This window comes from Alterinioella nitratireducens, assembly GCF_013155465.1.
Lineage (GTDB): Bacteria > Pseudomonadota > Alphaproteobacteria > Rhodobacterales > Rhodobacteraceae > Alterinioella > Alterinioella nitratireducens.
The window spans coordinates 188759-211790 of record NZ_JABJVX010000006.1; the positions used below are offsets into that span (position 1 = coordinate 188759).

Consider the following 23032-nt stretch of genomic DNA (forward strand, 5'->3'; position numbering starts at 1 on the left):
CTTCCCGCTCAATCCATCCGCAAGGTGCGGCCGGTCTCGGTATCGAAGAGGTGAAGCTGGTCGTTGATCGGCCCGATCTGGATCGTCTCCTCCATGTTCACCTGCGTTTGGCCGGGGCTGTGCAGGGTGATGGGGGTGGCGTCGGTCAGGTGGCCGTAGATATAGGATTCGCCGCCAAGCTGTTCGACGCTGCGCACCTGCATGGTCAGCGTGCCCCCTTGCACCGGTTGCAGGTCGACGGGCCGCACCCCAAGCGTCACCGCCTGACCGGGGCGCTGTGCGAAACCGCCTGATGGCAGGACCATGCGTTCGCCGGTCGCGACCTCCAGCACGGTGCGGTCATCCTCGGCCACGCGGCCCGCGACGAAGTTGATCTTGGGGCTGCCGATGAACCCCGCCACGAAGATGTTTTCGGGCCGGTTGTAAAGCTCCAGCGGCGCGCCGAACTGCTCCAGTTCGCCGAGCCGCAGGACGGCGATCTTGTCGGCCATGGTCATCGCCTCGACCTGATCATGGGTGACATAGATCATCGTGTTGCCAAGCCGCCGGTGCAGGGCCGCGATCTCGCCGCGCATGTCGACGCGCAGTTCCGCATCGAGATTCGACAGCGGCTCATCGAAGAGGAACACGCGCGGCTCACGCACCACGGCACGTCCGATGGCGACGCGCTGACGCTGCCCGCCCGACAGGTCCTTGGGCCTCCGGTCCAGCAGCATGTCGATCTGCAACATCTTCGAGACTTCGTCGATCTTGGTCGCGATCTCGGATTTCGGCGTGTTGATATTCTCCAGGCCGAAACTGAGGTTCTGGCGCACCGTCATATGCGGGTAGAGCGCGTAGGACTGGAACACCATCGCCAGGCCCCGGTCGGCGGCGGGGATCGAATTGACCACGTCGCCACCGATCACGACCTCGCCGCCGGTAATATCCTCCAGCCCCGAGATCATCCGCAGAAGCGTGGATTTCCCGCAGCCCGAGGGGCCGACGAAAACGCAGAACTCGCCATGCGCGACATTGAGGTCGATGCCCTTGATCACATCCGCCGCGCCGTAGGATTTGCGCACGTCTCTCAGCTCGATACTGGCCATGTCAGACCCTCTTTCCTAGTCCGCCGGTCATTTGCCGCCCGTCGAGGCGATGCCGGTGGCGATGTATTTCTGCAAGAACATGAACACCGCCGCGATCGGCAAGAGCGTCAGGACGGTCATCGCCAGAAGGCTCGGCCAATCGGTCTGAAGCTCGCCCTGGAAGGAGTTGAGCGCCAGTTGCAGGGTGAAGTTCTCGGAGCGGGTCAGCACGATGAGGGGCCACAGGAAATCGTTCCAGCGCCACATGATCGCAAGGATCGCCAGCACCGCGATGGCGGGCGCCGATAGCGGGATGATGATGCGCCAGAAGATCTTCCACTCGCTGGCCTTGTCCATCCGCGCGGCATCCAGGATCTCGTCGGGTATGGTGATCATGTACTGCCTGAGCAGGAATACCCCCGTCGGCGTTGCCGCCCCCGGTATGATGACGCCCCATAAACTGTTGAGCATCCCCAATTCGAAGGTGATCAGGAAGAGCGGCACCAGCACCACCGTCTGCGGGATCATCAGGGTGCCCACCACCATCAACAGCACTGCCGTGCGACCCCGAAACTGGTATTTCGAGAGGGCAAAGGCCGCCATCGAGTTGACCAGCAGCATGATCAGGGTCGCCATCACGGTGATGAAGGTCGAATTCCAGAAGAAGCGCAGGAAATTGAAGCGCTCGAACAGGCTGGTGTAGTTTTCGGTGGCGAAGGCGATGCCCTCGATCGCCTCCAGGTTGGCGGCGGGCATCCGGATGCGGTTTTCCGGGTCGTCCGGCAGCACCACCTCGGCCCGCCCCGCCGCGCGCCGGGTCTGCGCGACGATCTGGCCCGCCAGGTCGCCCTCGGTCACGGTGAACAGAAGCAGCGGTTCCTCGAACCCCTCCACCTCGGCCACGTCCTGCGCGTAGGGCAGGAAGCGGGGTGGAAAGCGGTCCAGCTCGTTCGGGGTCTTGAAGCTGGACAGGACCAGCCAGACCACCGGGCCGAACATGAGCAGGACGCCGAACAGGAGGTAGCCATAGGACACCCAATCGGTCCAGTGCAACCGCCCCTTGCCGCGCGTGGCGGTGAGGAAAGAGAAGATGCGGCTCATGGACGATCCTCCATTGCGGGTCGGACTCGGGGGACCGTCCGAGGCTCCGCCCGTTCGCAGGTCGAAACCTCCACCGGAGGTTTCGCCGCCACGTTGTGTCGGTTCACCTGCTCACCCATCTGCATTCCTCCTGTTCACCCAAAGCTGGATCAGCGTCAGGATCAGCAGCACGATGGCCACCATCAGTGACGCCGCCGCCGCAAGGCCGAAGAGGCGCGGCGCACCGGCAAAACCCTCCTCGTAGATATATTGAATGATGAAGGTCGTCGCGGTGCCGGGACCACCGCCGGTGAAGGCATAGATCTCGTCAAAGGTCTGCACCCCCTTGATCAGCGCCAGCACCAGCACCACCAGCATGGTGGGCGACAGCAGCGGCAGGGTGATCCGTCTGAACGTACGCCAGGGGCTGGCGCGGTCCATCGTGGCGGCCTCGTAGACATCGCGCGGGATGGCCTGAAGCCCGGCCAGCAGGATCAGCGTGTAGAACCCCATATGCGCCCAGACCGAGATGAAGACCGACCAGGTAAAGGCCCATTGCGCATCGACCAGCCAGTTATAGCCGCCGATCCCGGTCCAATCGAGAAAGGCGTTCATCACGCCTTCGCGCTGCAGGATCCACTTCCAGATCAGCGCCACGACCACCGGCGACAGCAGGACGGGGAAGAAAAACACCGAACGGAAGAAGCCGCGCGCCCGGATGTCGCGGTTCAGGATGATCGCGGTCAGCAGGGAAAAACCCACCATGAAGCCCACTTGCAGCGTCACGAACCACGAGGTGTTCCAGACCGCGCGCCAGAACTTGTCCTCGCGACAGGTGTTGGGGTCGAGATAGCTGGAGCAATCCATCAGCGTGACGAAGTTGCGCGCGCCCACGTAAGGCCGGTCGGCCAGCATCACGTTGTCGCTGCCCGAGGTGGCGTAGAAGAAATTGAGGATCACCGGCAGGAAGGCGAAGAGGCCAAAGAGAACGAGGTTGGGCAGCAGGAAGACCCAGGCCAGACGGTTGATGCCAAGCAGCCGCTGCAGGGCCAGCATGGGGATCTCGATCAGCCGCATGAGCGGTGAGATGATGCTGAGCATGGGCGCGTCCTTTGCCGAAAGGATGCCCCCCGCACGCATTGGCGCGGGGGGCGTTGGTCGGATCAGTTGGCTTCGGCCATCGCGGCCTCAAGGTCGTCCTCGGCGCGCTCCATGGCCTCGGCCACGGTCAGTTCGCCGACGATGGCCTGGCTCAGACGCTCGACCGTGATGCCGAACATGGCCCGGTTGCTGGCATAGCCCTGATAGGCGAAGGCAATCGGCGACACGTCGGGCAGCGACGCAGCGAAGGCATTGAGCGCATCCTGCGCGGCCGGTGAGGCGTTCTCGAACTCGACGCCTGCGGCGGCAACACCCAGATGCGCGGGCAGGTTGCGGGTGCGGGCTGTCACTTCGGCATAGACATCCTCCTGTGCCAGGTAGTCGATCACCGCGGCCACGGCCTCGGGGTTCTCGGTCTGCTCGAACCCGACGACACCCGCGCCGCCCGGCATGCCGGAGCAGGGGCCAGCCGGACCACAGGGCGAGCCGATGACCTGCCAGTCGAAGAAATCGCCGACCTGCTCATCCATGCGGCCTACCTGCCACGAGCCGGAATAGTAGAACACCAGATCGCCGTTGATGAATTCCTGCGCAGCGTCCTGGTACGTCGAGCCGCCCTGGCTCGCCCAGACATCGCGCGCCATTGTGCCATCTTCATTCCAGGCGACGAAGGCTTCGGCGAAGGGCTGGAAGCCCTCGAAGGAGCCGTTGCCCTCGTCATCGAAATAGAGCGCGCCATAGGAAATCGCCGGTCCCGCCACCCGGTGGCCCGAGCGGTCGATGGCCATGGGGAAGCTGGCCTCGGTCGCCTCGGCCACTTCGCGCGAGGCTGCGGCCCAATCGTCCCAGGTCGCGCCCTCGCCCGGCATCTCGACGCCGGCCTGCTCGAAGAGCGTGGCGTTGACGAAGGCCCCGGTGATGGTCAACTGGCTGTGCATCCCGTAGATGCCGTCATCGTCGCCACCGGCGCGATACCAGTCCAGCGTGTCGCCAAAGCTCTCTTCCCAATATTCGCGATCCACGTAAGGGGCGAGGTCGAGATAGTATTCGTTCAAGCCGCCCAGATCGGTGACCTTGGCGATATCGGGCCCGGTCCCGGCAGCCAGCTGCACCGGCAGGTTTTCCAGGATCGACTGGTAGGGCACCACGTCGATCACCACGTCGATACCGGGGTTCTCGGCCTCGAACCGGCCCAGGACATCCTCGTAGACCTCGCATTCATTGCCGTCCGAATAGCACATGAACCGCACTTCCTGGGCCGAGGCCATTCCGGCCCCCGCCACCAGTGCGGCAATCGCCGTCGTGGACATTGTCGTCATTTTCATTTCCAGTTCCTCCCTTGGAATTGATTGGTTTTCTTGTGTTTTACCGGTCGTCAGGCTGCCAGCCCGTGTAGATGGGATCGTCTCGCGCAATCGGCAGGTGGACCATGCCGCCCTGCCGGGCCGCGCTGTAGATCGCGCTGACCAGTTCTATCGAGGCGCGGCCATCGGCCAGCGTCACCTCGCGCCCCGGCTGACCCGCCAGCGCATCGGCCACCGCCGCCAGATACCCGGCAAAGCCGCCCGGAACCTCGCGCGCAACCTTCGCCAGCACCGCATCGACCTGGCCTTGCGTCACCGGCGCGCGCGCGGTGAAGGTCCAGGCATCTTCCGCCGGGGTATAGGGCGCGCTGCCGCTTTGTGCTGTGAGCCCCTGAAAGCAAATCCTGATCCGGCTGGTGTCATCTCCCGCGCCGAGCGTAACAGAGCTTGTCGCCAATGCACCTGATTCCATGCGCAGCGCGATGGCGGCGCAATCCTCGGTCTCGATCTCGTTCACGGCTGTAGCGGTCTGCGCGAAGACCTCGCGCGCGGGGCCGAGGAAATGGCACAGAAGATCATGCGCGTGGATGGCATGGCCAAGGGCGGCCCCTCCGGCCTCACCGGCCCAGGTGCCGCGCCAGGCAATCGCGTAGTAATCGGGCTGCCGGTTCCAATGCGTCTCGGCGCTGGCGACAAAGGGTTTGCCCGCCAGCCCCGCCTCGATCAGCGCGTGAAGCTGCGCGGTTGCCAGGCCATAGCGATACTGGAAGATCGGGAAGACCTGCTTGCCCGCCTTCCGCGCCGCGTCCTCCAACAGGTCCATTTCCGCCAGCGAGCGCGCCAGCGGCTTCTCGCAGATCACATGCTTGCCTGCCTCAAGCGCGCGCACCGCGACCGGCACATGCAGATGCGGCGGCAGGCAGATGTCGACAAGGTCGATCTCAGGATCGGCCAGCACGGCGTCGAGATCGTCGGTCAGGGTAATGTCGGGGTCATCGCCGGTGGCTTGCGCCGCGCGCGTGAGGTCCAGGTCGCAGACTTGCCGCACGGCGAAGCGGTCCGGCAGCGCGCGGTAGCCCACCAGGTGCTTGGCCCCGATCCCGGCCCCGATGATGGCGACCTTGATCATCCGTGAGTGTCCTCCGCCATGGCCTGCGCCTGTAGCGCCAGTTCGCAGACCTTGAACGCGTGCTCCTGCGGCATCGCCGTTTCCGTCCGGTCGCGGATGTCCGCGGCGAGGCGCGCGAAATAGGGCAGGCCCGCATCCGATGCGTCGATCTTCTCGCAGCGTGTGCCATTGACGAGGATCAGGTGATCGGTGCCGTCCGCCCCGCCCACATCGACATATTTGCGCAGCTCGATATAGCCCTCGGTCCCGAGGATGGTCAGTCGCCCGTCGCCCCAGGTCGGCAGCGCATCGGGCGTGTACCAATCGACCCGGATATAGCCGTGGCCCTCGGGGGCGCGCAGCGCGATCTCGCCGAAATCCTGCAAACCGGGATCGTCGGGATTGGCAAAATTGCCGACACTGGCCAGGGTCACTTCGGCGTCACGCGCGCCGGTGAACCACAGGAACTGGTCGATCTGGTGGCTGGCGATATCGGTCAGGATGCCGCCATAGGCATCGCGGTCGAAGAACCAGTCGGGCCGCGTCGCGCGGTTGAGGCGGTGCGGGCCGATCCCGAGCGTCTGCACCACGCGGCCGATCGCACCCTCGACAATCAATTCTTCGGCGCGGGTGACGGCGGGCACCTCGAAACGCTCCGAGAAGTCGACCGACCAGATGCGCCCGGTGCGCGCGACACAGGCGCGGATCTGCGCCAACTGGTCCAGCGTCGTGCAGCCGGGCTTGTCGCTCATCACGTCCTTGCCCGCCTCCATCGCGCGAATGGCCCATCCGGCGCGGTCGCGCGGGATGCAGGAGATCAGGATCAGGTCGATCTCCGGGTCGTCAAGCAGCGCCTCGGCGCGCCCCTCGCGCGGCACGTCGGGAAAACGCTTCTGGAACCCCGCCAGCGTTTCGGGGTCGCCATCGGTCCACCAGCCGACGAACTCGGCCCCGGCCTCCATCATGTTGGCGGCCATGCCGAAGATATGGCGGTGGTCGATGCCGATACCGGCAAAGCGGATCGGGCGGGTCATGGGGTCACCTCCTCGGGTGCGCCGGATTTGGAGGATCGGATCATCGCGTCGATCAGCGCCTGCGCGGCCACAGCATCGGCCCCGGTCGCGGCAGGCGCGCGGCCCTCGCGCAGCGCATCGGCGAAATCCTCGATCACCGATTGGTGCCAGGCATGGGTGAAGGCCATCGGATCGGCCCCGCCGCCGGTCCCGGCCTCTTCGCCATGGGTTTCCTCGCGGCCATCGCGCCAGTGGACATGCAACTGACCGGAGGCAAGGCGCAGGCTGGCGGCGTCAAAATGCAGAGTGATCGTTTCGGCCCGGCCCGGATAGCTGGCCGTGCTGGCGACCAGCGAACCGACGGCCCCGTTTGCAAACTCCACCCCGGCGGTGACAAAATCCTCGGCCTCCATGGCGTGAAACCGGGTCGTCGTTGCCATGGCGCGAGTGCGGGCGACGGGACCGGCGAGGCTGAGCGCCAGGTCGATCGTGTGGATCGCCTGACTGATCAGGACGCCGCCGCCGTCGCGCGCATAGGTGCCGCGACCGGGTTCGTCATAATAGCCCTGATCGCGCCACCAGGGCACGGCGATTTCCACCAGCCCGAGCGCGCCGAGGCTGCCGCCCGCGACCAGCTTCGCCGCCTTGCGGGATGCCGCGCGCATCCGGTGCTGGAACACGACGCCAAGCGTCACGCCCGCATCCGCGCAGAGCTTGCAGACGGCCCGCGCCTCCTCCGCCGTCCGGCCAAGCGGCTTTTCCAGCAGGATGTGTTTCCCGGCGGCGGCCAGGGGTGCCACAATGTCGGCGCGCGCGTCAGGCGGCGTGACGATGATGGCGAAATCGACCTCCGGATCGGCGGCGACGGCATCAAGGTCGGCATAGACCGCCCCCCCCGGCGCCAACGCCTCCGCCCGGGCCGGTGTGCGCGACATGATCCCCTTGAGGCGCACCCCACGCGCATCGGCACAGGCCGCGACATGGGTGCGGGCTACCATGCCCGCCCCGATCAAGGCTGCTGTCATCTGCTGCGGTTCGGCCATCGGCCTTCGCGTCTCCCTGTCATCTCGCAAGCGCCAGTGATCCACACCGGTATACCGGTTGTCAACACATTCGTATACCGGTATACCGGCAATTGAGCCGTATTGAGACCAGGAGGGGCCGGCGTGAACCGCAAGACGCCCGCAATCGACGCATCGGCGATGCCGGTGCCACCGCTGGACCTGACCCGCCCCGCCGCCGATCAGATCTTCGCGGCGGTCAAATCCGCGATCATGGACACCTCGCTGCATCCGGGCCGGATGATCTCGGAAAACGAGGTCGGCGCGCTCTTCGGGGCCAGCCGCACGCCGGTGCGCGAGGCGTTCACTCATTTGCGCGAGGAAGGATTGATCCTGACCCGCCCGAGTCGCGGCACCTATGTCTCGCGCATCTCGGAACAGCAGGTGCGCGGCGCGCAGTTCCTGCGCGAGGCGCTGGAGGTCGCGGTTGTCGAGCGGCTCTGCACCCAAGGGTTGCCCGATACGGCAGCGGCAGAGATCACCGAGTGCCTGGCCCGGCAGGAGGCCGCCCTGCACGCCGGGGACAAAGCCGCCTTCCAGGTGCAGGATGACCGGTTCCACACCATCCTTGCCGACGCCACCGGCTATGACCGTGCCGCCACGCTGCTGACCCGCGAAAAGGCGGTGCTGGACCGGCTGCGCGTGCTCAGCCTGAATGACGCGGATCAGATGGCCAAGCTGCTGGCCGAGCATCGCGGTATCTTCGACGCGGTGCACGCGGGCTATACCGGACAGGCGATGGACCGGATGCGCCGTCATCTGCGGCGCATCCTCGACACGCTGTCCACGCTGGTGGATGAGAACCAGGATTATTTCGAAGCCTGAGCCCTTGCAGGAGCGGCCGATGCCGGACCCGATCAGCCCAAGCCTTCCCGGCCCCGCCCGTGCGTTGTACGAGGCCGTGGCGGACCTGCCCATCGTCTCGCCGCATGGGCATTGCGACCCGGCCTGGTGGGCCGAGGATACGGCCTTCCCCAACCCCGCCGCGCTTCTGATCACGCCCGATCACTACGTGTTCCGGATGCTCTATTCGCAGGGCGTTGCGCTGGAGGATCTGGGGATCGGCGCGGACCGCAATCCGGCGGAGGTGTTCCGCATTTTCGCGCGCCATTGGGATGCGTTCCTCGGCACGCCAAGCCGTCTCTGGCTGGAGCATACGCTCTACCGCACGCTCGGGGTGGAGACCGTCTTGACTACCGAGACTGCCGACGAGGTCCACGACCAAATCGCCGCCAGGCTGGCTCTGCCGGAGTTTCGCCCCCGCGCCCTCTTCAACTGGTTCAACATCTCTGCCCTGGCGACCACCGATCCGGCCACCGATCCGCTCTCGGCGCATCAGGCCATCCGCGCCTCCGGCTGGCGCGGGCGCATCCTGCCCACCTTCCGCCCCGACGACCTTCTGAACCCGGCGCGCAAGGCCGCTGGCGCCGCGCTGCGCGAGCTTGGCGACATGACCGGGTTGGATGTCACCAGCTATCCCGGCTTTCTCGACGCGATCCGCCAGCGCCGTGCCGCCTTCCGCGCGCTTGGCGCCACGGCCACCGATCACGACGTGCCGGAGCTTGCGACCTGCTGGCTGGACCGCGCCGGGATCACCCGCCTGCATGAGGCCCGGATGGCGGGCAGGCTGACGGCGCAGGAGGCCCGTGCATATCACGGTCACATGCTGGTCGAGATGGCGCGGATGTCGGTCGAGGACGGGCTTGTCATGCAGATCCACGCAGGCAGCCGCCGCAACACAAACGCCGCCCTCCTGGACCGGTTCGGCCCGGATGTGGGCGCGGATATACCCATGCGAACCGATTGGGTGCGCGGGATGGAGGCGCTGCTCAACCAGGTCGGGAACGCGCCGGGGCTGCGCATCATCCTCTTCACGCTGGACGAAAGCGCCTATGCCCGCGAACTGGCCCCGATGGCCGGTCACTGGCCCTGCCTGCGCATCGGCCCGCCCTGGTGGTTCCATGACAGCCTGAACGGCATCCGGCGCTATTTCGACCAGGTGGTCGAGACCGCGGGCTATCGCAACCTGGCGGGCTTCAACGACGACACCCGCGCCTTCCTGTCGATCCCGGCGCGGCATGATCTGTGGCGGCGCGGGGTGTGCCTGCATCTGGCCGACCAGATCGGGCGCGGGGTGCTGACGAAGGGTGATGCGGACCGGCTGGCCCCGTTTCTGGCGCATGATCTGGCGGTGGAGACCTACCGCCTTGGAGAGGCGTAGGATGCCGCGCCTGTTGCACCTGGGTCTGGGCAATTTCCACCGCGCGCATCAGGCCTGGTACACGGCGCGCGCCAATGCGTTCGACGGGCCGATGTGGCACATCACCGGCGTCGCGATGCGGAACGCCGCGCTGCGGGATGCGATGGAAGCGCAGTGCGGGCGCTATGCGCTTGGCATTCGCGGGCCGGAGGGGCTGCGGGTCGACCAGATCGCGGTGCATGACCAGGTGCTGGTGGCGTCCGAGGACGCGGGCGCGGTGCTGGACGCGATTGCCGATCCCGACATGCGGATCATCACCGTGACCGTGACCGAGAAGGGCTATCACCTGGGCGATGGCGGCCTCGACCTCGACGCGCCGGAGATTGCCGCCGACCTGACCTCTGACGTGCCGCAAACCGCCATCGGCCTGCTGGCGCGCGGGCTGGCGCGGCGGTTCCAGGACGGGGCAGACCCGGTCACGGTGATCAGCTGCGACAACATCTCGGGCAATGGCGGCAAGCTGGCGGCGGCGGTGACGGAATTCGCCCGGTCGGCAGGCGACCAGATCGACCCCGCGACGACCTTCCCCGACACGATGGTCGACCGCATCACGCCCGCCACCAGCCCCGAGATCCGTGCCGAGATTGCAGCCGTGACCGGCCAGCCAGACGCCGCGCCGGTCATAACAGAGGCGTTCAGCGAATGGGTTATCGAGGACAGGTTCGCAGGCCCCCGCCCGGACTGGCACCGCGTCGGCGTCGAGATCACCCCCGACGTGGCCCCGTTCGAGAAGCGCAAGCTGCGAATGCTGAACGCGGCGCATTCCTGGCTGGCCTATGCCGGGCAGTTGGCGGGGCACGGATATGTGCATGAGGCCATGGCCGATGGGGAGTTGCGCGCGGGGGTCGAGGCGCTTTGGGACGAGGCCGCGCGGACCCTTCCCGACGCCCTCGCCCCGACCCTGCCCGCCTATCGCGCCGCGCTGATCCAGCGCTTCGAGGTTGCCGAAATGCGGCACGAGCTGGCCCAGATCGGCATGGATGGCAGCCTGAAACTGCGCGAGAGACTGGTGCCGATCCTGACCGGGCTGGAGGGCGACGCACCGCAGACCATCCGCGCGATTGCCGCCTGGGTGGTGTTTATTGTGCGGGCCGTGGCGGAGGGCCGGGACATCGCGGACCCGAAGGCCGAGGCGCTGGTGCAGGCCGTTCGTGACAACCTGGCGGCCCCGGTCCCGGCGCTTGCCCAACATATCGGGCTTGGCGATGCGCCGCAGGGCTGGACCCGCGCCATTGCGCGGGCGGTTGCGGACTACCCGACCAATTCCTGACGCAGGAAGTCCAGCACGGCGCGGCGCATCGCGGCGGTTTCCTGGTGGCCGATCTCGGGCTCGATATGAAACCGCAGCTTCTCCACCGCACCCTCCGCCGCGTAGGCCGCGCGCAGCTCACCCTCGGCCTTGCGAAAAGCAGGCTCGGGCGTGGACCAATCCCTGAACCCCGCCGCGATCATCAACGCACGCGGGGCGGTCAGACCGGCGATCTCTCCCGTGCTCGCCTGCCCCACCAGGCCCGGCACGGTCATGTAAAGCCCGTGCCCCTCATGCGCGCCGCTTTCAACGAGCATCCCGAGATCGGCAAAGCTGCACAAAGCCGCCGCGGCCCGGATCCGGACGTCCAGCGCCGCCAACCAGAAGGCATGCGTGCTGCCCATCGAAAACCCGAGCGCGCCGATGCGGGTGGCGTCAACCAGGTGGTGATCCGCAAGAAAACCGACCCCGGCCCCAAGCTCGGCCAGCATCTGCCCGAACAGCGTGCCGCCACGCCACAGATGCGCCTTGGCACGGGCCTGTTCATCAGAGGCCTGACGATTGCCAAAGGAAGGCATGTCGAGGCAGAGCGCGGCACAACCGAGCGCCTTGAGGTCAGGGCCATAGGGGCCGATCAGCGCCGGACGACCTTCGACAAGTTCCTCGCGCCCGGTGGCGTAATTGTTGCCATGCGCATGGGCATAGATCACGGCGGGCACCGGGGGGTGCCCCTCTGGCGGGCGCAGAAAGAGGGCGGGAATATCCTCGCCAGCGCGGTGAAAGCACAGGTCTTCCAGCACCCAACCGTCGAAATCTCGCACGCGCCCTTGCGTGACCAACGCAAAGCTGTCGCCGGGATAGCCCCCCAGAAGCGCCCCCAGCCGGTCCCGGAGGGTCATTGCTCAGCCCGCCGCCGCGAAATTGCCGAAGCGGCCCCCGAAAAAGAGCAGCGGCTCGCCCTGGCGCACTGACGCGCGCAGCACCCGCGCCACGATGATCGCGTGATCGCCGCCGTCATATTCGGCGTAGCGCTCGCATTCGAACCGCGCGAGGCAGCCATCCAGCAACGGCAGGTCTTTCGCGCCCGCGCTCCAATTGGCATGGTCGAAGCCATGCGCCGAGGCGGCGAAGGCGCGCGCGACCGGCATCTGTTCCTCGGCCAGCACATGGATCGCCATATGCTCGGCGCGGGTGAAATGCGGAAAGCGGCTGGAGGATTTGGCCGCCGACCACAGCACCAGCGGCGGGTCAAGCGAGACCGAGGAGAAGCTGTTGGCGGTGATCCCGACCGGCCCCGCCTCGGATTGCGCGGTGACCACGGTGACGCCGGTTCCGAACCGCGACAGCGCGCCGCGCAGCTCGCGCCCCATATCGGGGCCGGGGCTGAAATGCTCCATCTGACATTGCAGGGTCATGGCACTTCGGCCCCCATGGCGGCGGTCAGGATCTCGAACCATGTTTCGCGGTCCATCTCGACCTTCAACGCATCGGAAATCGCGGCGATCCGGCTCAGGTTGTTGGTGCCCATGACCGGGGCCAGTTTCGCGGGATGGGCCAGCAGCCAGGCCACGGCCACGGCGGTGGCATCGACGCCCTGATCCTTGCCTACCCGCGTCAGGGCAGCGCGCACATCCGCGCCTTCATCCCCGAAAAGCGCCCCGCCGCCAAGCGGCGACCACGCCATCGGACGTATGCCGCGTTCCTGCATCCAGGCGATGTCGCCGTCAACGAAGGGCGCATAGTGCAGAACGCTGACCTCGACCTGGTTGGTGCAGAGCGGCGTCGACATCGCCGATTGCAAGAGGGTCCAGTCGTTGAGCTTGAAATTCGACACACCCACGGCCTGCACCTTGCCCGAGGCGACAAGATCATCCAGCGCGCGGCCCGTTTCCTCGTGATCCATGAACGGATCGGGCCGGTGGATCAGCAGAAGATCGACCCGATCCGTCGCCATGTTGGCGAGCGACGCCTCCAGTGACGCGGTGATATGCGCGGCGGAGGTGTCATAATATTTCACGCGCTTATCCGCGTATTTGCCGATCGGCGCGACGATATCGCATTTGGTCACGATCTCGATCTTGTCGCGCAGACCGGGCGCGGCTTTCAGCGCCGCGCCAAGCACCGCCTCGGCGCCATAGTCGCCGTAGATGTCGGCCTGGTCCATCGTGGTGATGCCCTGATCCAGGCAGGCCTCGATCTTGGCCTGGACATGGAGCGCGCTGGTGTCGTCTTCATCGGCCACGCGCCACATGCCATAGACGAGGCGCGAAATCTCAAGCTGGCCGGAGAGGGACAGTCGGTCGGTCATTTACGCTCTCCCGTGCCGAGAGGTGTCTTGGGCGCGGACGCCGGAACGCGGCCATATTCATGCGGCAGCGAGCAGGTCTTGAGATGCGGCATGACCAACTCGCCGAAATGGCGGCATTCATCCATGTGCGGATAGCCCGAGAAGATGAAGGCCCGGATGCCCATCTTCTTGTATTCCTCGATCTCTGACAGCACCTGATCGGCGGAGCCTACAAGCGCCGCGCCACAGCCAGAGCGCGCGCGCCCGATCCCGGTCCACAGATGCGGTTCGACATAGCCGAACTTGTCCGCAAGCTCGCGCGCCTTGGCCTGGTGCGACACGCCGAGCGAGATGGAATCATGCGCCCGGTCGCGGATCAGCTTGCCGTAGTCGTCATCCAGCTTCGAGGTCAGGTATTCGGCATATTCGCGCGCCTCGGCCTCGGTGTCGCGCACGATCATGTGGACGCGCAAGCCGTAATCCAGCGTGCGGTCGTAGCGCTCGGCCACCGCGTTGACGGCCTTCATCCGCTCGGCGAGCTGCTCCTTCGGCTCGGGCCACATCAGGTAGACGTCACAGTGCTGGCCACAGAGGTCCAGCGCGGGCGGCGAGTAGCCCCCGAAATAGAGCAGCGGCCCGCCGGTCTGGTAGGGTTTCGCGGGGTCCGTCGTCAGCCCCTCGAAATTGTAGACCTCACCCTGGTAATTGATCTCGTCCTGCGTCCAGGCCTGTTTCAGGATCTCCACCACCTCGCGTGAGCGCTGGTAGCGGAGGCTGCTTTCGGCCACTTCACCGGGGAAGTCGGAGGAGATGATATTGACCGTCAGCCGCCCCTCAAGCATGTGATCCAGCGTCGCGATGGTGCGCGCCAGCATGATCGGCTGCATCTCGCCGCAGCGCACGGCGGCCAGCATGTTGATCTTGTCGGTGATCGGCGCGCAACCGGCGACGAAGGACAGCGTGTCCTGCCCCACCTGGTAGGAGGACGGGCAGAGGATGTTGCGAAAGCCTTGCCGCTCGGCCTCCTGCACGATGCCGGAACAATGCGCCCAACTGGAACGCAGATCGCCATCCGGCACACCCAGGAACTGGTAGTCGTCAGAGCAGAGCGCGGCGAACCACGAGACCTCGGCGGCGTCCAGATCAGGCGATGTGATGGGAACGATGGTCATGCAAGCCTCCCCGCTGTCATGTTCGTTATTTTTCCCTTGCGTAACATTGCGAACCTTGTAGATCAATACTGTATCAATAGGACGACTGCCTTTCCCGATGCCCGCACAACAGCCCTCAGGCGCCCTGCCCCTCTACCTGCAGATCAGCGAGATGCTGATCCGCGATATCGCGTCTGGCCGGTTGCCCCGGGGCACCCGCCTGCCGCCCGAGCGCGAGATGGCGAAGTCGCTCGACACATCGGTGGGGACATTGCGCAAGTCCTTGGCGAAGCTTGAGAAAAAGGGCCTGCTGGAACGGCGGCATGGGTCGGGAAATTACGTCAGGGGATCCTCCGCGCCGGAAGGGATCTACGCGCTCTACCGGCTGGAACTGCTGGAGGGCGGCGGGCTGCCAACGGCGCGCATCCTGGATGTGCAACGGCTGCCCAAGCCCGCCGACCTGCCCGAATTCGGTGCATCAATCGAGGGCCACCGGATTCGCCGGTTGCGGTTCCTCGGCGGCAAACCCGCCTCGGTCGAGGAGATTTGGCTGGATGGCAGCTATGCCGACCGGCTGGATGCCGACCACCTGTCGCACTCGCTCTATCTCTATTACCGCAAGGCGCTTGGCCTCTGGATCACCGGGTTTCGCGACAGTGTCGGCGTCGATGCCGCGCCCGAATGGAGCCCGCCCGAATTCGCCCCCGCCCCCGGCACCCCCTGCGGCTGCGTCACCCGGCACAGCCACGCCCGCGATGGCGGCGTTGCCGAGGTCTCCCGCAACTGGTTTGACAGCGACGTGGCACGCTATGTCGCCCGAATGAGGTAGAAGACATGAAGACCGACCTGCGCTATGGCATCATCGGCTGCGGCATGATGGGGCAGGAACATATCCGCAATATCGCCCTGGTGGACGGGGCCGAGGTGGTGGCCATTTGCGAGCCCGATCCGGGGATGCAGGCCGCCGCGCGCGCCTTGGTGCCGGGATTGCAGGTGGTCGAGACCATTGCCGATCTGCTGGCGGTCGAGGCGGTGAATACGCTGCTGATCGCCTCGCCCAACTACCTGCATGTCGACCAGCTGGACCAGATCGCGCGCACCCGCCCGCTGCCCATTCTTATAGAAAAACCCCTCTACACCGCACCGGACGATGCCGACCGGATTGCGGCCTTCGCCGCGGCCTACCCGGCCCTGACCTGGGTGGCGATGGAATACCGCTACATGCCGCCCATTGCCGCCTTCCTGGAACAGGCGGAGGCGGCCACCGGCGGAATCCGCATGCTGACCATCCGCGAGCATCGGTTTCCCTTCCTGCAAAAGGTCGGTGACTGGAACCGGTTCAACGCCAAATCCGGCGGCACCCTGGTCGAGAAATGCTGCCATTTCTTCGACCTCATGCGGCTGGCTCTGCGATCGGAGCCGGTGCGGATCATGGCGTCGGCCGGGCAATCGGTGAACCATCTGGACGAGCGCTATGGCGGTGCTGCGCCCGATATCTGGGACAATGGCTATGTCATCGTCGATTTCGCCAGCGGCGCACGGGCGATGCTGGAACTGTGCATGTTCGCCGAGGGCAGCCGCTACCAGGAGGAGGTCTGCGCCACCGGCCCGAGCGGCAAGATCGAGGCGCTGGTGCCGGGACCGGGCCGGTTCTGGCCCGAGCATCTTGGCGCGGCCCCGGTCCCGCGTCTGATCGTCAGCCCGCGTGACCCGAAAGGCCCGGTCGAGATGGATATTCCGGTCGATCCCACGTTGCTGGAGGCGGGCGATCACAACGGCTCCACCTTCTACCAGCACCGGCTGTTCGCGCAGGCCATCCGGCAAGGAGGCGCACCCGCCGTGTCGCTGAACGATGGCGCGATGGCGGTGCGGATGGGGCTGGCGGCACAGCAATCGGCCCTCACGGGTCAGGCGGTGACGCTTTAAGCGCTTGTTCAGAGGTCGCTGTTAGCGTCCGGGCCAATCACGGGTTTCCGAGGCTCCGCAATGGACGGTTCAAAAGCGCTGCGTCCGATCATCATCAAGAAGAAGAAGGTCATCGCGGGCGGCGGCCATCATGGTGGCGCCTGGAAGGTCGCTTATGCCGATTTCGTCACCGCGATGATGGCGTTCTTCATGCTGATGTGGCTTCTGAACGCAACCACGGAGCAACAGCGCAAGGGCCTGGCCGACTACTTCACCCCGACCGTGCCGGTGGCGCGCATCTCGGGCGGCGGCGTCGGCTCCTTTGGGGGCGACAGCCCGTTTTCCGAGGAAGACCTGGCGCAAAGCGGCACCGGCGCGACATCGGAAAACCCGACCGAGGGACGCCAGGCAATGGGGGCGCTCGGCACCGGCAACAGCGCGGCGCTGGAACAGGCAGTGCTGGAGGAGATCGAGGACAGCCTGCAAGGCATGGGCGATTCGCGGATCAGCGACCAGGCGTTGGAGCATGTGCAGACCCGCCTGACCGATCAGGGCCTGGTGATCGAGATTTTCGCCCGCCCCGGCGCGCCGCTTTTCACCGATGAAGACACGTTGCAGCCTTGGTTGGTGGCCTTCAGTCGGGTCATGGCGGAACTGTTCGACACCGTCACCAACAGCGTCGCCATCGGCGCCTATGTCCGCGCCGAGCCCATCGTCATCGCACGCGAGACGATCTGGGACCGCTCCACCGCGCAGGCCCATATCCTGCGCCAGCAATTGCAGGAGGCCGGGTTGGACGCGCAGCGCTTTCGCCGCGTCACCGGCCATGCCGACCGCAGCCCCGCCACCTCGGATCCGATGGCTGTGCGCAATGACCGGCTGGAAATTGTTCTATTGAGAACAGGGCAGTAGCCGAAAATCTCGGGACAATTTTACCTGTTAGGCCGACATTAAGGCCACCCGTGCTTGTGTAGCATCCGACACGACGAGATGCAGCAGAAAGGCGCATTCATGACCATTTCCTCCTCGCTCAACGCGGGCGTTGCCGGCCTCAACGTGAACGCCAGCCGCCTTGCCTCGATTTCAGACAACATCGCCAATTCCGGCACCTACGGCTACAAGCGCGCGGTGACCGATTTCCAGTCAATGGTGATCAGCCAGGGCCATGGCAGCTATTCCGCCGGGGGCGTGCGGGTCATCACCGACCGCATGGTCGACCAGCGCGGCACGCTGATCACGACGAACAACCCCACCGACCTCGCCATCGGCGGGCGCGGCATGTTGCCGGTGACGACGGAAACCTCGATCAACGGCAGCGCCAGCGGCACGGTCATGCTGGCCACGACCGGCTCCTTCCGGCCCAATTCGGAAGGCTACCTGACGACCGAAACCGGGCTTGTCCTGATGGGCTGGCCCGCCAATGCGGACGGCACCATCCCGACCTTCCCGCGCGACACAACCGAGGCGCTGGAACCCGTGCGCGCCAATACCGGGCAATTCGCGGGCGACCGCACGACGCAGATGGACCTGACGGTCAACCTGCCCGCCACCGCCACCGCCGCGGGGCAACCCGGCGACCCGGTCGTCATGTCCACGGAATATTTCGACAATCTCGGCACCAGTCAGGTGCTGGAGATTACCTATACACCCACGGTGCCCGCCACCGGATCGTCCAATGAATGGACCATGACGATGCGCGATTCCGCCTCCGGCAATGCCGTGGTCGGCGAATACACCGTCACCTTCGACGATTCGCCGGGCAATGGCGGCAACCTCCTGTCGGTCGCGACCGTCAGCGGCGGGGCCTATAACGCGACCACAGGCTCGATTGCCCTGACCGTCGATGGCGGCCCGCTGGAGGTGGAGATCGGTGCGATCGGCGATCCCTCGGGCCTGACGCAGCTGTCCGACACGTTCTCCTTCGCGCCGGTGGTCAAGGATGGCTCTCCGGTCGGCAACCTCACCTCGGTCGAAGTCGATCCCGAGGGTATGGTCCATGCCATCTATGACAGCGGTTTCACCCGCGTCATCTACCAGGTGCCGGTGATCGACGTGCCCAACCCCAACGGCCTCATCGCCATGAATAACCAAGCCTACCAGATCTCGCCCGATAGCGGATCGTTCTTCATGTGGGATGCCGGCGACGGGCCGACAGGCGACGTGATCGGCTTCGCGCGTGAGGAATCGACCACCGATGTCGCGGGCGAGCTGACACAGCTGATCCAGACGCAGCGGGCCTATTCCTCCAACGCCAAGATCATCCAGACGGTGGATGAGATGTTGCAGGAAACCACGAATATCAAGCGCTGAACCAGGCTATGCGCGGGGCTGACCCATGAGCATTTCCAACGCCCTGGGATCGGCGCTCTCCGGTCTGTCGGCCAGCGCCCGCGCGGCCTCGGTGGTGTCGTCCAACGTCGCCAACGCCAATACCGACGGCTACGGCGTGCGGCGCCTGGCGGTCACCTCGATGACCTATGGCACCTATGGCGGCGTCCGCGTTGTCGGCATCACCCGCGACAGCGACCCGGTCCTGACCGGACAGCGCCGCGATGCAGGTGCCGCGCAGGGCCATGCCGACACCCGTGCCGGATACCTCGCGCGGATCGAGACGCTGATCGGCACGCCCGACACCCCCGGCAGCCTCTCGGGCCATTTCGACGATTTCGAGGCGCGGCTGGTCTCCGCCGCAAGCCGTCCCGACAGCCAGTCGCGGCTGGAGGGCGTGCTGCAAAGCGCGCAGCGCCTGGCCGGACGGCTGAACGGCCTGTCGGACGGGATCCAGTCTATTCGGCTAGAGGCCGACCGCCAGATCGGCACCCAAGTCGAGACGCTGAACCGGTCGCTGGCGGCCATTCACGACCTCAACATTTCGATCCGCTCCGCCGTGTCGCGGGGCGAGGACGCGCTCGGGCTGCAGGATCAGCAGCAGGCGCTGATCGACACGATCTCGGATCTCGTGCCCATCCGCGAGCGGCGCAACGACGCCGGTATGGTGACACTCTATACCGGCGATGGCGTGTCGCTGCTGGATGGCCGCCCGGCGCAGTTCGGGTTCACCCCGGCCGCCGCGATCACGCCCGACATGACCTATGCCGATGGCGATCTTTCCGGCCTCACTGTCAATGGCCGCCCGGTCACTTTGGATGGCAGCTACGGCGCGCTTCAGGGCGGGCGGCTGGCGGCGCTCTTCGAGGTGCGCGACAGCATTACGACCAAGGCGCAGGCGCAGCTTGACGGGGTTGCGATGGACCTGGCCGCGCGCATGGATGACCCCGGTCTCGACCCGACGCTCGGGCCCACTGATCCCGGCTTCTTCACCGATGCGGGCGCCCGCGCCTCGGCCCTGAACGAGACCGGCCTGGCCGCGCGCCTGCGCATCAACGCCGCCACCGACCCGGCCCAGGGCGGCGCGGTCTGGCGGTTGCGCGACGGCATCGGCGCGGGGGCCGAGGGCGACGCGGGCAACCCCGCTCTCTTGCAGGGGCGCCTGCAGATCCTGCAGGCCGACCGTCCCACCGCCTCTGCCGTCTTTTCCGGCACCAGCCGCTCCATGAGCGAGCTTTCCGCCGATTTCCTGTCGCTCACCGCCACCGACCGCCATTTCGCCGAGGCCGATCTGAGCCATGCCAGCGGTCAGTATGCCACCCTGCGCGAGGCCGAACTGCGCGGCGGCGTCGACACCGACGGCGAGATGCAGCGCCTCCTGGAGATCGAGACATCCTATGCCGCGAACGCGCGCGTGGTCAGCACGGTCGAGGAGATGCTCGACCAATTGATGAGGATCTGAGCCATGCCGATCACCTCTGTCGCCGACCAGGCCCGCAGCTATCATCTGCGCCAGCAGCACGCGCAGGTGAAATCCGACCTCACCCGCCTCACGCAGGAGCTTGCCAGCGGCCAGACTTCAGACATGACCCGGACACTTGGCGGCGATTATTCGGCGCTGGCCGGGATCGAGCGCAGCCTGCGCCTGACCGAGGCCTACAGATCCGCCGGGGCCGAGGCCGCGCTGGTCACGTCATCGGCGCAATCGGCGCTCGCCACCGTGCAGGCCGAGCTTGATCAGATCGGCCCGTCCCTTCTGGCCGCCACCGGCGTCGGCGTCAGCCACGAGATGGAGATCGTCGCCCATAGCGCGGGCGACCGGCTGAACACCGCCATCGCCATGCTCAACCAGGAGGTCGCGGGCCGGGCCCTGTTTTCGGGCACCGCCACCGACACGGCCCCCCTGATCACCGGCGACGCGCTGCTCACCCAACTTGCTCCGCTCGCCACCGGGGCCACGGATGCCGCCGACCTGATCGCCACGCTGGACAGCTGGTTCATGGATCCCGGCGGCGGCTTTGAGACGCTGGCCTATCAGGGCGGCACCGGTTCGGCGGCGGGGTTTTCCATCGCCGAAGGCGAGACCGTGTCGAACCCGCTCACCGCGCTGGACCCGCCCCTGCGCACGGCGTTGATGGGGATGGCGCTGGCCACGCTGGTCTCGGACGGCCAGGGGCCGCCCGGCGATGCGAACACGCGCGAGATGCTGGAATATGCCGCCCTGCAGATGATCGAGGGCAATGAGGGCATCACCGACATGCGCGCCGACCTGGGCGATGTCGAGGCGCGGATCGAAGCCGCACAGGTTCGCGGCGACACCGCCCGCGGCCTGCTGGAGCTTGAACGCAACGCGCTGACATCCATCGACCCCTACAGCGTCGCCACCCAGTTGCAGGAGGCCGAGACGCGGCTTGAAAGCCTCTACCTTCTGACCACCCGGCTGACCCGCCTCAGCCTGACGGAGTTCATGCGATGACCCGATTGATCCTGGCCCTGATCCTGACCTGCCTGGCCTGGGCCGCCGCCGCCACCCCGATCCGGATCAAGGATCTGGTCGAGTTCGACGGCGTGCGTGGCAACGACCTCATCGGCTACGGCCTTGTCGTCGGGCTGAACGGCACCGGCGACGGCCTCCGCAATTCTCCCTTCACCGAGGAGATCATGACCAACATCCTCGAACGGCTCGGCGTCAACGTCTCGGGCGAACAGTTTCGGCCGCAGAATGTCGCTGCCGTGATCGTGACCGCCACCCTGCCCGCCTTCGCCCGCGCCGGCAGCCAGATCGACATCACGGTCTCGGCCATCGGCGACAGCGAAAGCCTGATGGGCGGCACATTGGTGATGACGCCGCTGACCGCCGCCGACGGTGAGATTTACGCCGTCGCGCAGGGCAGCATCATCGCGGGCGGCGCCTCGGTCGAGGGCGAGGCCGCCAGTGTCGTCGAAGGCGTGCCGACTGCCGGTATTGTACCGTCAGGGGCAAGGATCGAGCGCGAGGTGGAGTTCGAGCTGGCCAGCCTGGACACGATGCGCCTGGCGCTGCGCACCCCCGATTTCACCACCGCCGCCCGGATCGAGGCCGCGATCAACGCCTTCTACAACCGCCGCGTCGCGCTGATGCTGGATGCGGGCACCGTGGCGCTGGACCTCAGCGCCACCAATGATCTTTCAGCGGCACATTCCGTGTTCCGGATCGAGAATATCCTGGTCGAGCCCGAAAGCCGTGCCCGCGTTGTGGTCGACCAGCGCTCGGGCACCATCGTGATGGGCGAGAATGTCCGCATATCCCGTGTCGCCGTCGCACAGGGCAACCTGACGCTGAGAATCGAGGAGGCCCCAATCGCGGTCCAGCCCAACCCGTTTTCTGAAGGCGAGACCGTCATCGTGCCGCGCACCCAGGTAGGGATCGACGAGGAGGCGGGGACGGGCCTCGCCGAGGTTCCGGGCGGCACGTCGCTGTCCGAGGTGATCGCGGGGCTGAACGCGCTCGGCGTGTCACCCGGCGACATGATCGACATCCTCAACGCGATCAACGCCTCGGGCGCGCTGCATGCCGAGTTGATCGTGCGGTAACGGGGCCTGTATCCGGCACGAAGAAAGCCCCGGCCAATCGGTCCGGGGCTTTTTTTGTCGTCGGGGCGCGAGGTTCAGCGCTTCATGTGGCGGATGGTGGCGCGGGCGCAGGCGCCGGGCAGCGCCCGCAAGACGCGCGCCTGCACCGATTTGGGCTGCGCGCGCAGGATATAGGCGATGACGGCGGGGTTCTCCTGCTCCAACGCGTCATCCTGCAAATGCGCCGCGATGCGCTGACCGAGGGTCGATGCGATATCGGCCTTCGGCGGCGATGGCGCGGGGCGAGGCGGCGGCACCTCCCGGTCGAGCATGCCACGCTCGCGAAAGCGCTGCAGCAGGCCGGTCGGATCGGGCAAGGTGGCCGTGCCGGCATTCGCGGGCTCGTCGGCGGCCTGTTCCAGCGCGGCGAGGATCTCGGGCTCCAGCCCTGCGCCTTGCAGACGTTCCAGCCCGCCGGGGCCGATCAGGTCCAGCAGCACCCGCGCCTTGCGCGCAAAACGGTCGCTTCGGGCCGGGGTGCTGTGTTTCAACGCTTCCGATTGCAT

Annotated in this window: 22 protein-coding genes; 10 read left to right on the forward strand and 12 right to left on the reverse strand. The window is 66.4% G+C overall.

The window, feature by feature from the left end; translation table 11 throughout:
* Positions 1-8: 8 nt before the first annotated feature.
* The 7 genes from HNS34_RS12045 to HNS34_RS12075 form a co-directional block, all read right to left on the reverse strand.
* Complete coding sequence (locus HNS34_RS12045) at positions 9-1088, reverse strand: ABC transporter ATP-binding protein (RefSeq protein ID WP_172320320.1); 1080 nt, start codon at positions 1086-1088, stop codon at positions 9-11.
* Positions 1089-1115: 27 nt separating this feature from the next.
* Entirely contained in the window at positions 1116-2168 is a 1053-nt protein-coding gene (locus HNS34_RS12050) for a carbohydrate ABC transporter permease (protein WP_172320321.1), read from the reverse strand.
* A gap of 111 nt (positions 2169-2279) precedes the next feature.
* The gene (locus HNS34_RS12055; protein ID WP_172320322.1) at positions 2280-3248 is read right to left on the reverse strand and encodes a carbohydrate ABC transporter permease; all 969 of its coding nucleotides are present in this window, start codon (positions 3246-3248) and stop codon (positions 2280-2282) included.
* A gap of 62 nt (positions 3249-3310) precedes the next feature.
* Positions 3311-4573, reverse strand: coding sequence for an ABC transporter substrate-binding protein (locus HNS34_RS12060; RefSeq protein ID WP_172320323.1), 1263 nt, complete (start codon positions 4571-4573; stop codon positions 3311-3313).
* Between the two features lie 40 nt (positions 4574-4613).
* Positions 4614-5681: a Gfo/Idh/MocA family protein gene (locus tag HNS34_RS12065; protein ID WP_172320324.1), complete on the reverse strand. Its 1068-nt coding sequence runs from the start codon at positions 5679-5681 to the stop codon at positions 4614-4616.
* Positions 5678-6694, reverse strand: coding sequence for a Gfo/Idh/MocA family protein (locus HNS34_RS12070; RefSeq protein ID WP_172320325.1), 1017 nt, complete (start codon positions 6692-6694; stop codon positions 5678-5680). Before HNS34_RS12070 ends, HNS34_RS12065 begins: the two co-directional genes overlap by 4 nt.
* Complete coding sequence (locus HNS34_RS12075; protein ID WP_172320326.1) at positions 6691-7698, reverse strand: Gfo/Idh/MocA family protein; 1008 nt, start codon at positions 7696-7698, stop codon at positions 6691-6693. The genes HNS34_RS12070 and HNS34_RS12075 overlap by 4 nt, the downstream gene beginning before the upstream one ends.
* A 141-nt stretch (positions 7699-7839) precedes the next feature.
* Between HNS34_RS12075 and HNS34_RS12080 the strand changes: the two genes are divergently transcribed.
* The 3 genes from HNS34_RS12080 to HNS34_RS12090 are packed head-to-tail and all read left to right on the forward strand — an operon-like array spanning position 7840 to position 11264.
* Positions 7840-8559, forward strand: coding sequence for a GntR family transcriptional regulator (locus tag HNS34_RS12080; RefSeq protein WP_214647473.1), 720 nt, complete (start codon positions 7840-7842; stop codon positions 8557-8559).
* Between the two features lie 19 nt (positions 8560-8578).
* Complete coding sequence (gene uxaC / locus HNS34_RS12085) at positions 8579-9955, forward strand: glucuronate isomerase (protein WP_172320327.1); 1377 nt, start codon at positions 8579-8581, stop codon at positions 9953-9955.
* Position 9956: 1 nt separating this feature from the next.
* Positions 9957-11264, forward strand: a complete 1308-nt coding sequence (locus HNS34_RS12090; protein WP_172320328.1) for a mannitol dehydrogenase family protein — start codon at positions 9957-9959, stop codon at positions 11262-11264.
* Here HNS34_RS12090 and HNS34_RS12095 read toward each other — a convergent pair.
* From HNS34_RS12095 to HNS34_RS12110, 4 genes are read right to left on the reverse strand one after another with little or no spacing between them, the layout of a single operon-like run.
* Positions 11246-12142: an alpha/beta hydrolase family protein gene (locus HNS34_RS12095; protein WP_172320329.1), complete on the reverse strand. Its 897-nt coding sequence runs from the start codon at positions 12140-12142 to the stop codon at positions 11246-11248. The genes HNS34_RS12090 and HNS34_RS12095 overlap by 19 nt on opposite strands.
* Positions 12143-12145: 3 nt before the next feature.
* Positions 12146-12658 (reverse strand): flavin reductase family protein, encoded by a 513-nt coding sequence (locus tag HNS34_RS12100; RefSeq protein WP_172320330.1) that lies wholly within the window; start codon positions 12656-12658, stop codon positions 12146-12148.
* Positions 12655-13551, reverse strand: a complete 897-nt coding sequence (locus HNS34_RS12105) for an aldo/keto reductase (RefSeq protein ID WP_172320331.1) — start codon at positions 13549-13551, stop codon at positions 12655-12657. The genes HNS34_RS12100 and HNS34_RS12105 overlap by 4 nt, the downstream gene beginning before the upstream one ends.
* Complete coding sequence (locus HNS34_RS12110) at positions 13548-14702, reverse strand: LLM class flavin-dependent oxidoreductase (protein WP_172320332.1); 1155 nt, start codon at positions 14700-14702, stop codon at positions 13548-13550. The genes HNS34_RS12105 and HNS34_RS12110 overlap by 4 nt, the downstream gene beginning before the upstream one ends.
* Positions 14703-14799: 97 nt before the next feature.
* Here HNS34_RS12110 and HNS34_RS12115 point away from each other — a divergent pair, with 97 nt between their 5' ends.
* From HNS34_RS12115 to HNS34_RS12145, 7 genes are all read left to right on the forward strand, one after another.
* On the forward strand, positions 14800-15510 hold the full coding sequence (locus HNS34_RS12115) for a GntR family transcriptional regulator (RefSeq protein ID WP_172320333.1): 711 nt from the start codon (positions 14800-14802) through the stop codon (positions 15508-15510).
* 5 nt (positions 15511-15515) lie between these two features.
* A complete protein-coding gene (locus HNS34_RS12120; RefSeq protein WP_172320334.1) occupies positions 15516-16607 on the forward strand; it encodes a Gfo/Idh/MocA family protein in 1092 nt (363 codons plus the stop codon).
* 60 nt (positions 16608-16667) lie between these two features.
* Entirely contained in the window at positions 16668-17498 is an 831-nt protein-coding gene (locus HNS34_RS12125) for a flagellar motor protein MotB (RefSeq protein ID WP_172320335.1), read from the forward strand.
* Positions 17499-17597: 99 nt separating this feature from the next.
* Positions 17598-18896 carry a flagellar hook protein FlgE gene (locus tag HNS34_RS12130; RefSeq protein WP_172320336.1) on the forward strand — a complete coding sequence of 433 codons (1299 nt, stop codon included), beginning with the start codon at positions 17598-17600 and terminating at the stop codon, positions 18894-18896.
* A 25-nt stretch (positions 18897-18921) separates the two neighbouring features.
* Positions 18922-20376, forward strand: a complete 1455-nt coding sequence (flgK, locus tag HNS34_RS12135; protein ID WP_172320337.1) for a flagellar hook-associated protein FlgK — start codon at positions 18922-18924, stop codon at positions 20374-20376.
* 3 nt (positions 20377-20379) lie between these two features.
* Positions 20380-21390, forward strand: coding sequence for a flagellin family protein (locus tag HNS34_RS12140; RefSeq protein ID WP_172320338.1), 1011 nt, complete (start codon positions 20380-20382; stop codon positions 21388-21390).
* Positions 21387-22487, forward strand: coding sequence for a flagellar basal body P-ring protein FlgI (locus HNS34_RS12145; RefSeq protein WP_172320339.1), 1101 nt, complete (start codon positions 21387-21389; stop codon positions 22485-22487). The genes HNS34_RS12140 and HNS34_RS12145 overlap by 4 nt, the downstream gene beginning before the upstream one ends.
* 74 nt (positions 22488-22561) lie before the next feature.
* On the opposite strand, the gene HNS34_RS12150 is transcribed toward HNS34_RS12145, so the two are convergent.
* Positions 22562-23032, reverse strand: coding sequence for a hypothetical protein (locus HNS34_RS12150; protein ID WP_172320340.1), 471 nt, complete (start codon positions 23030-23032; stop codon positions 22562-22564).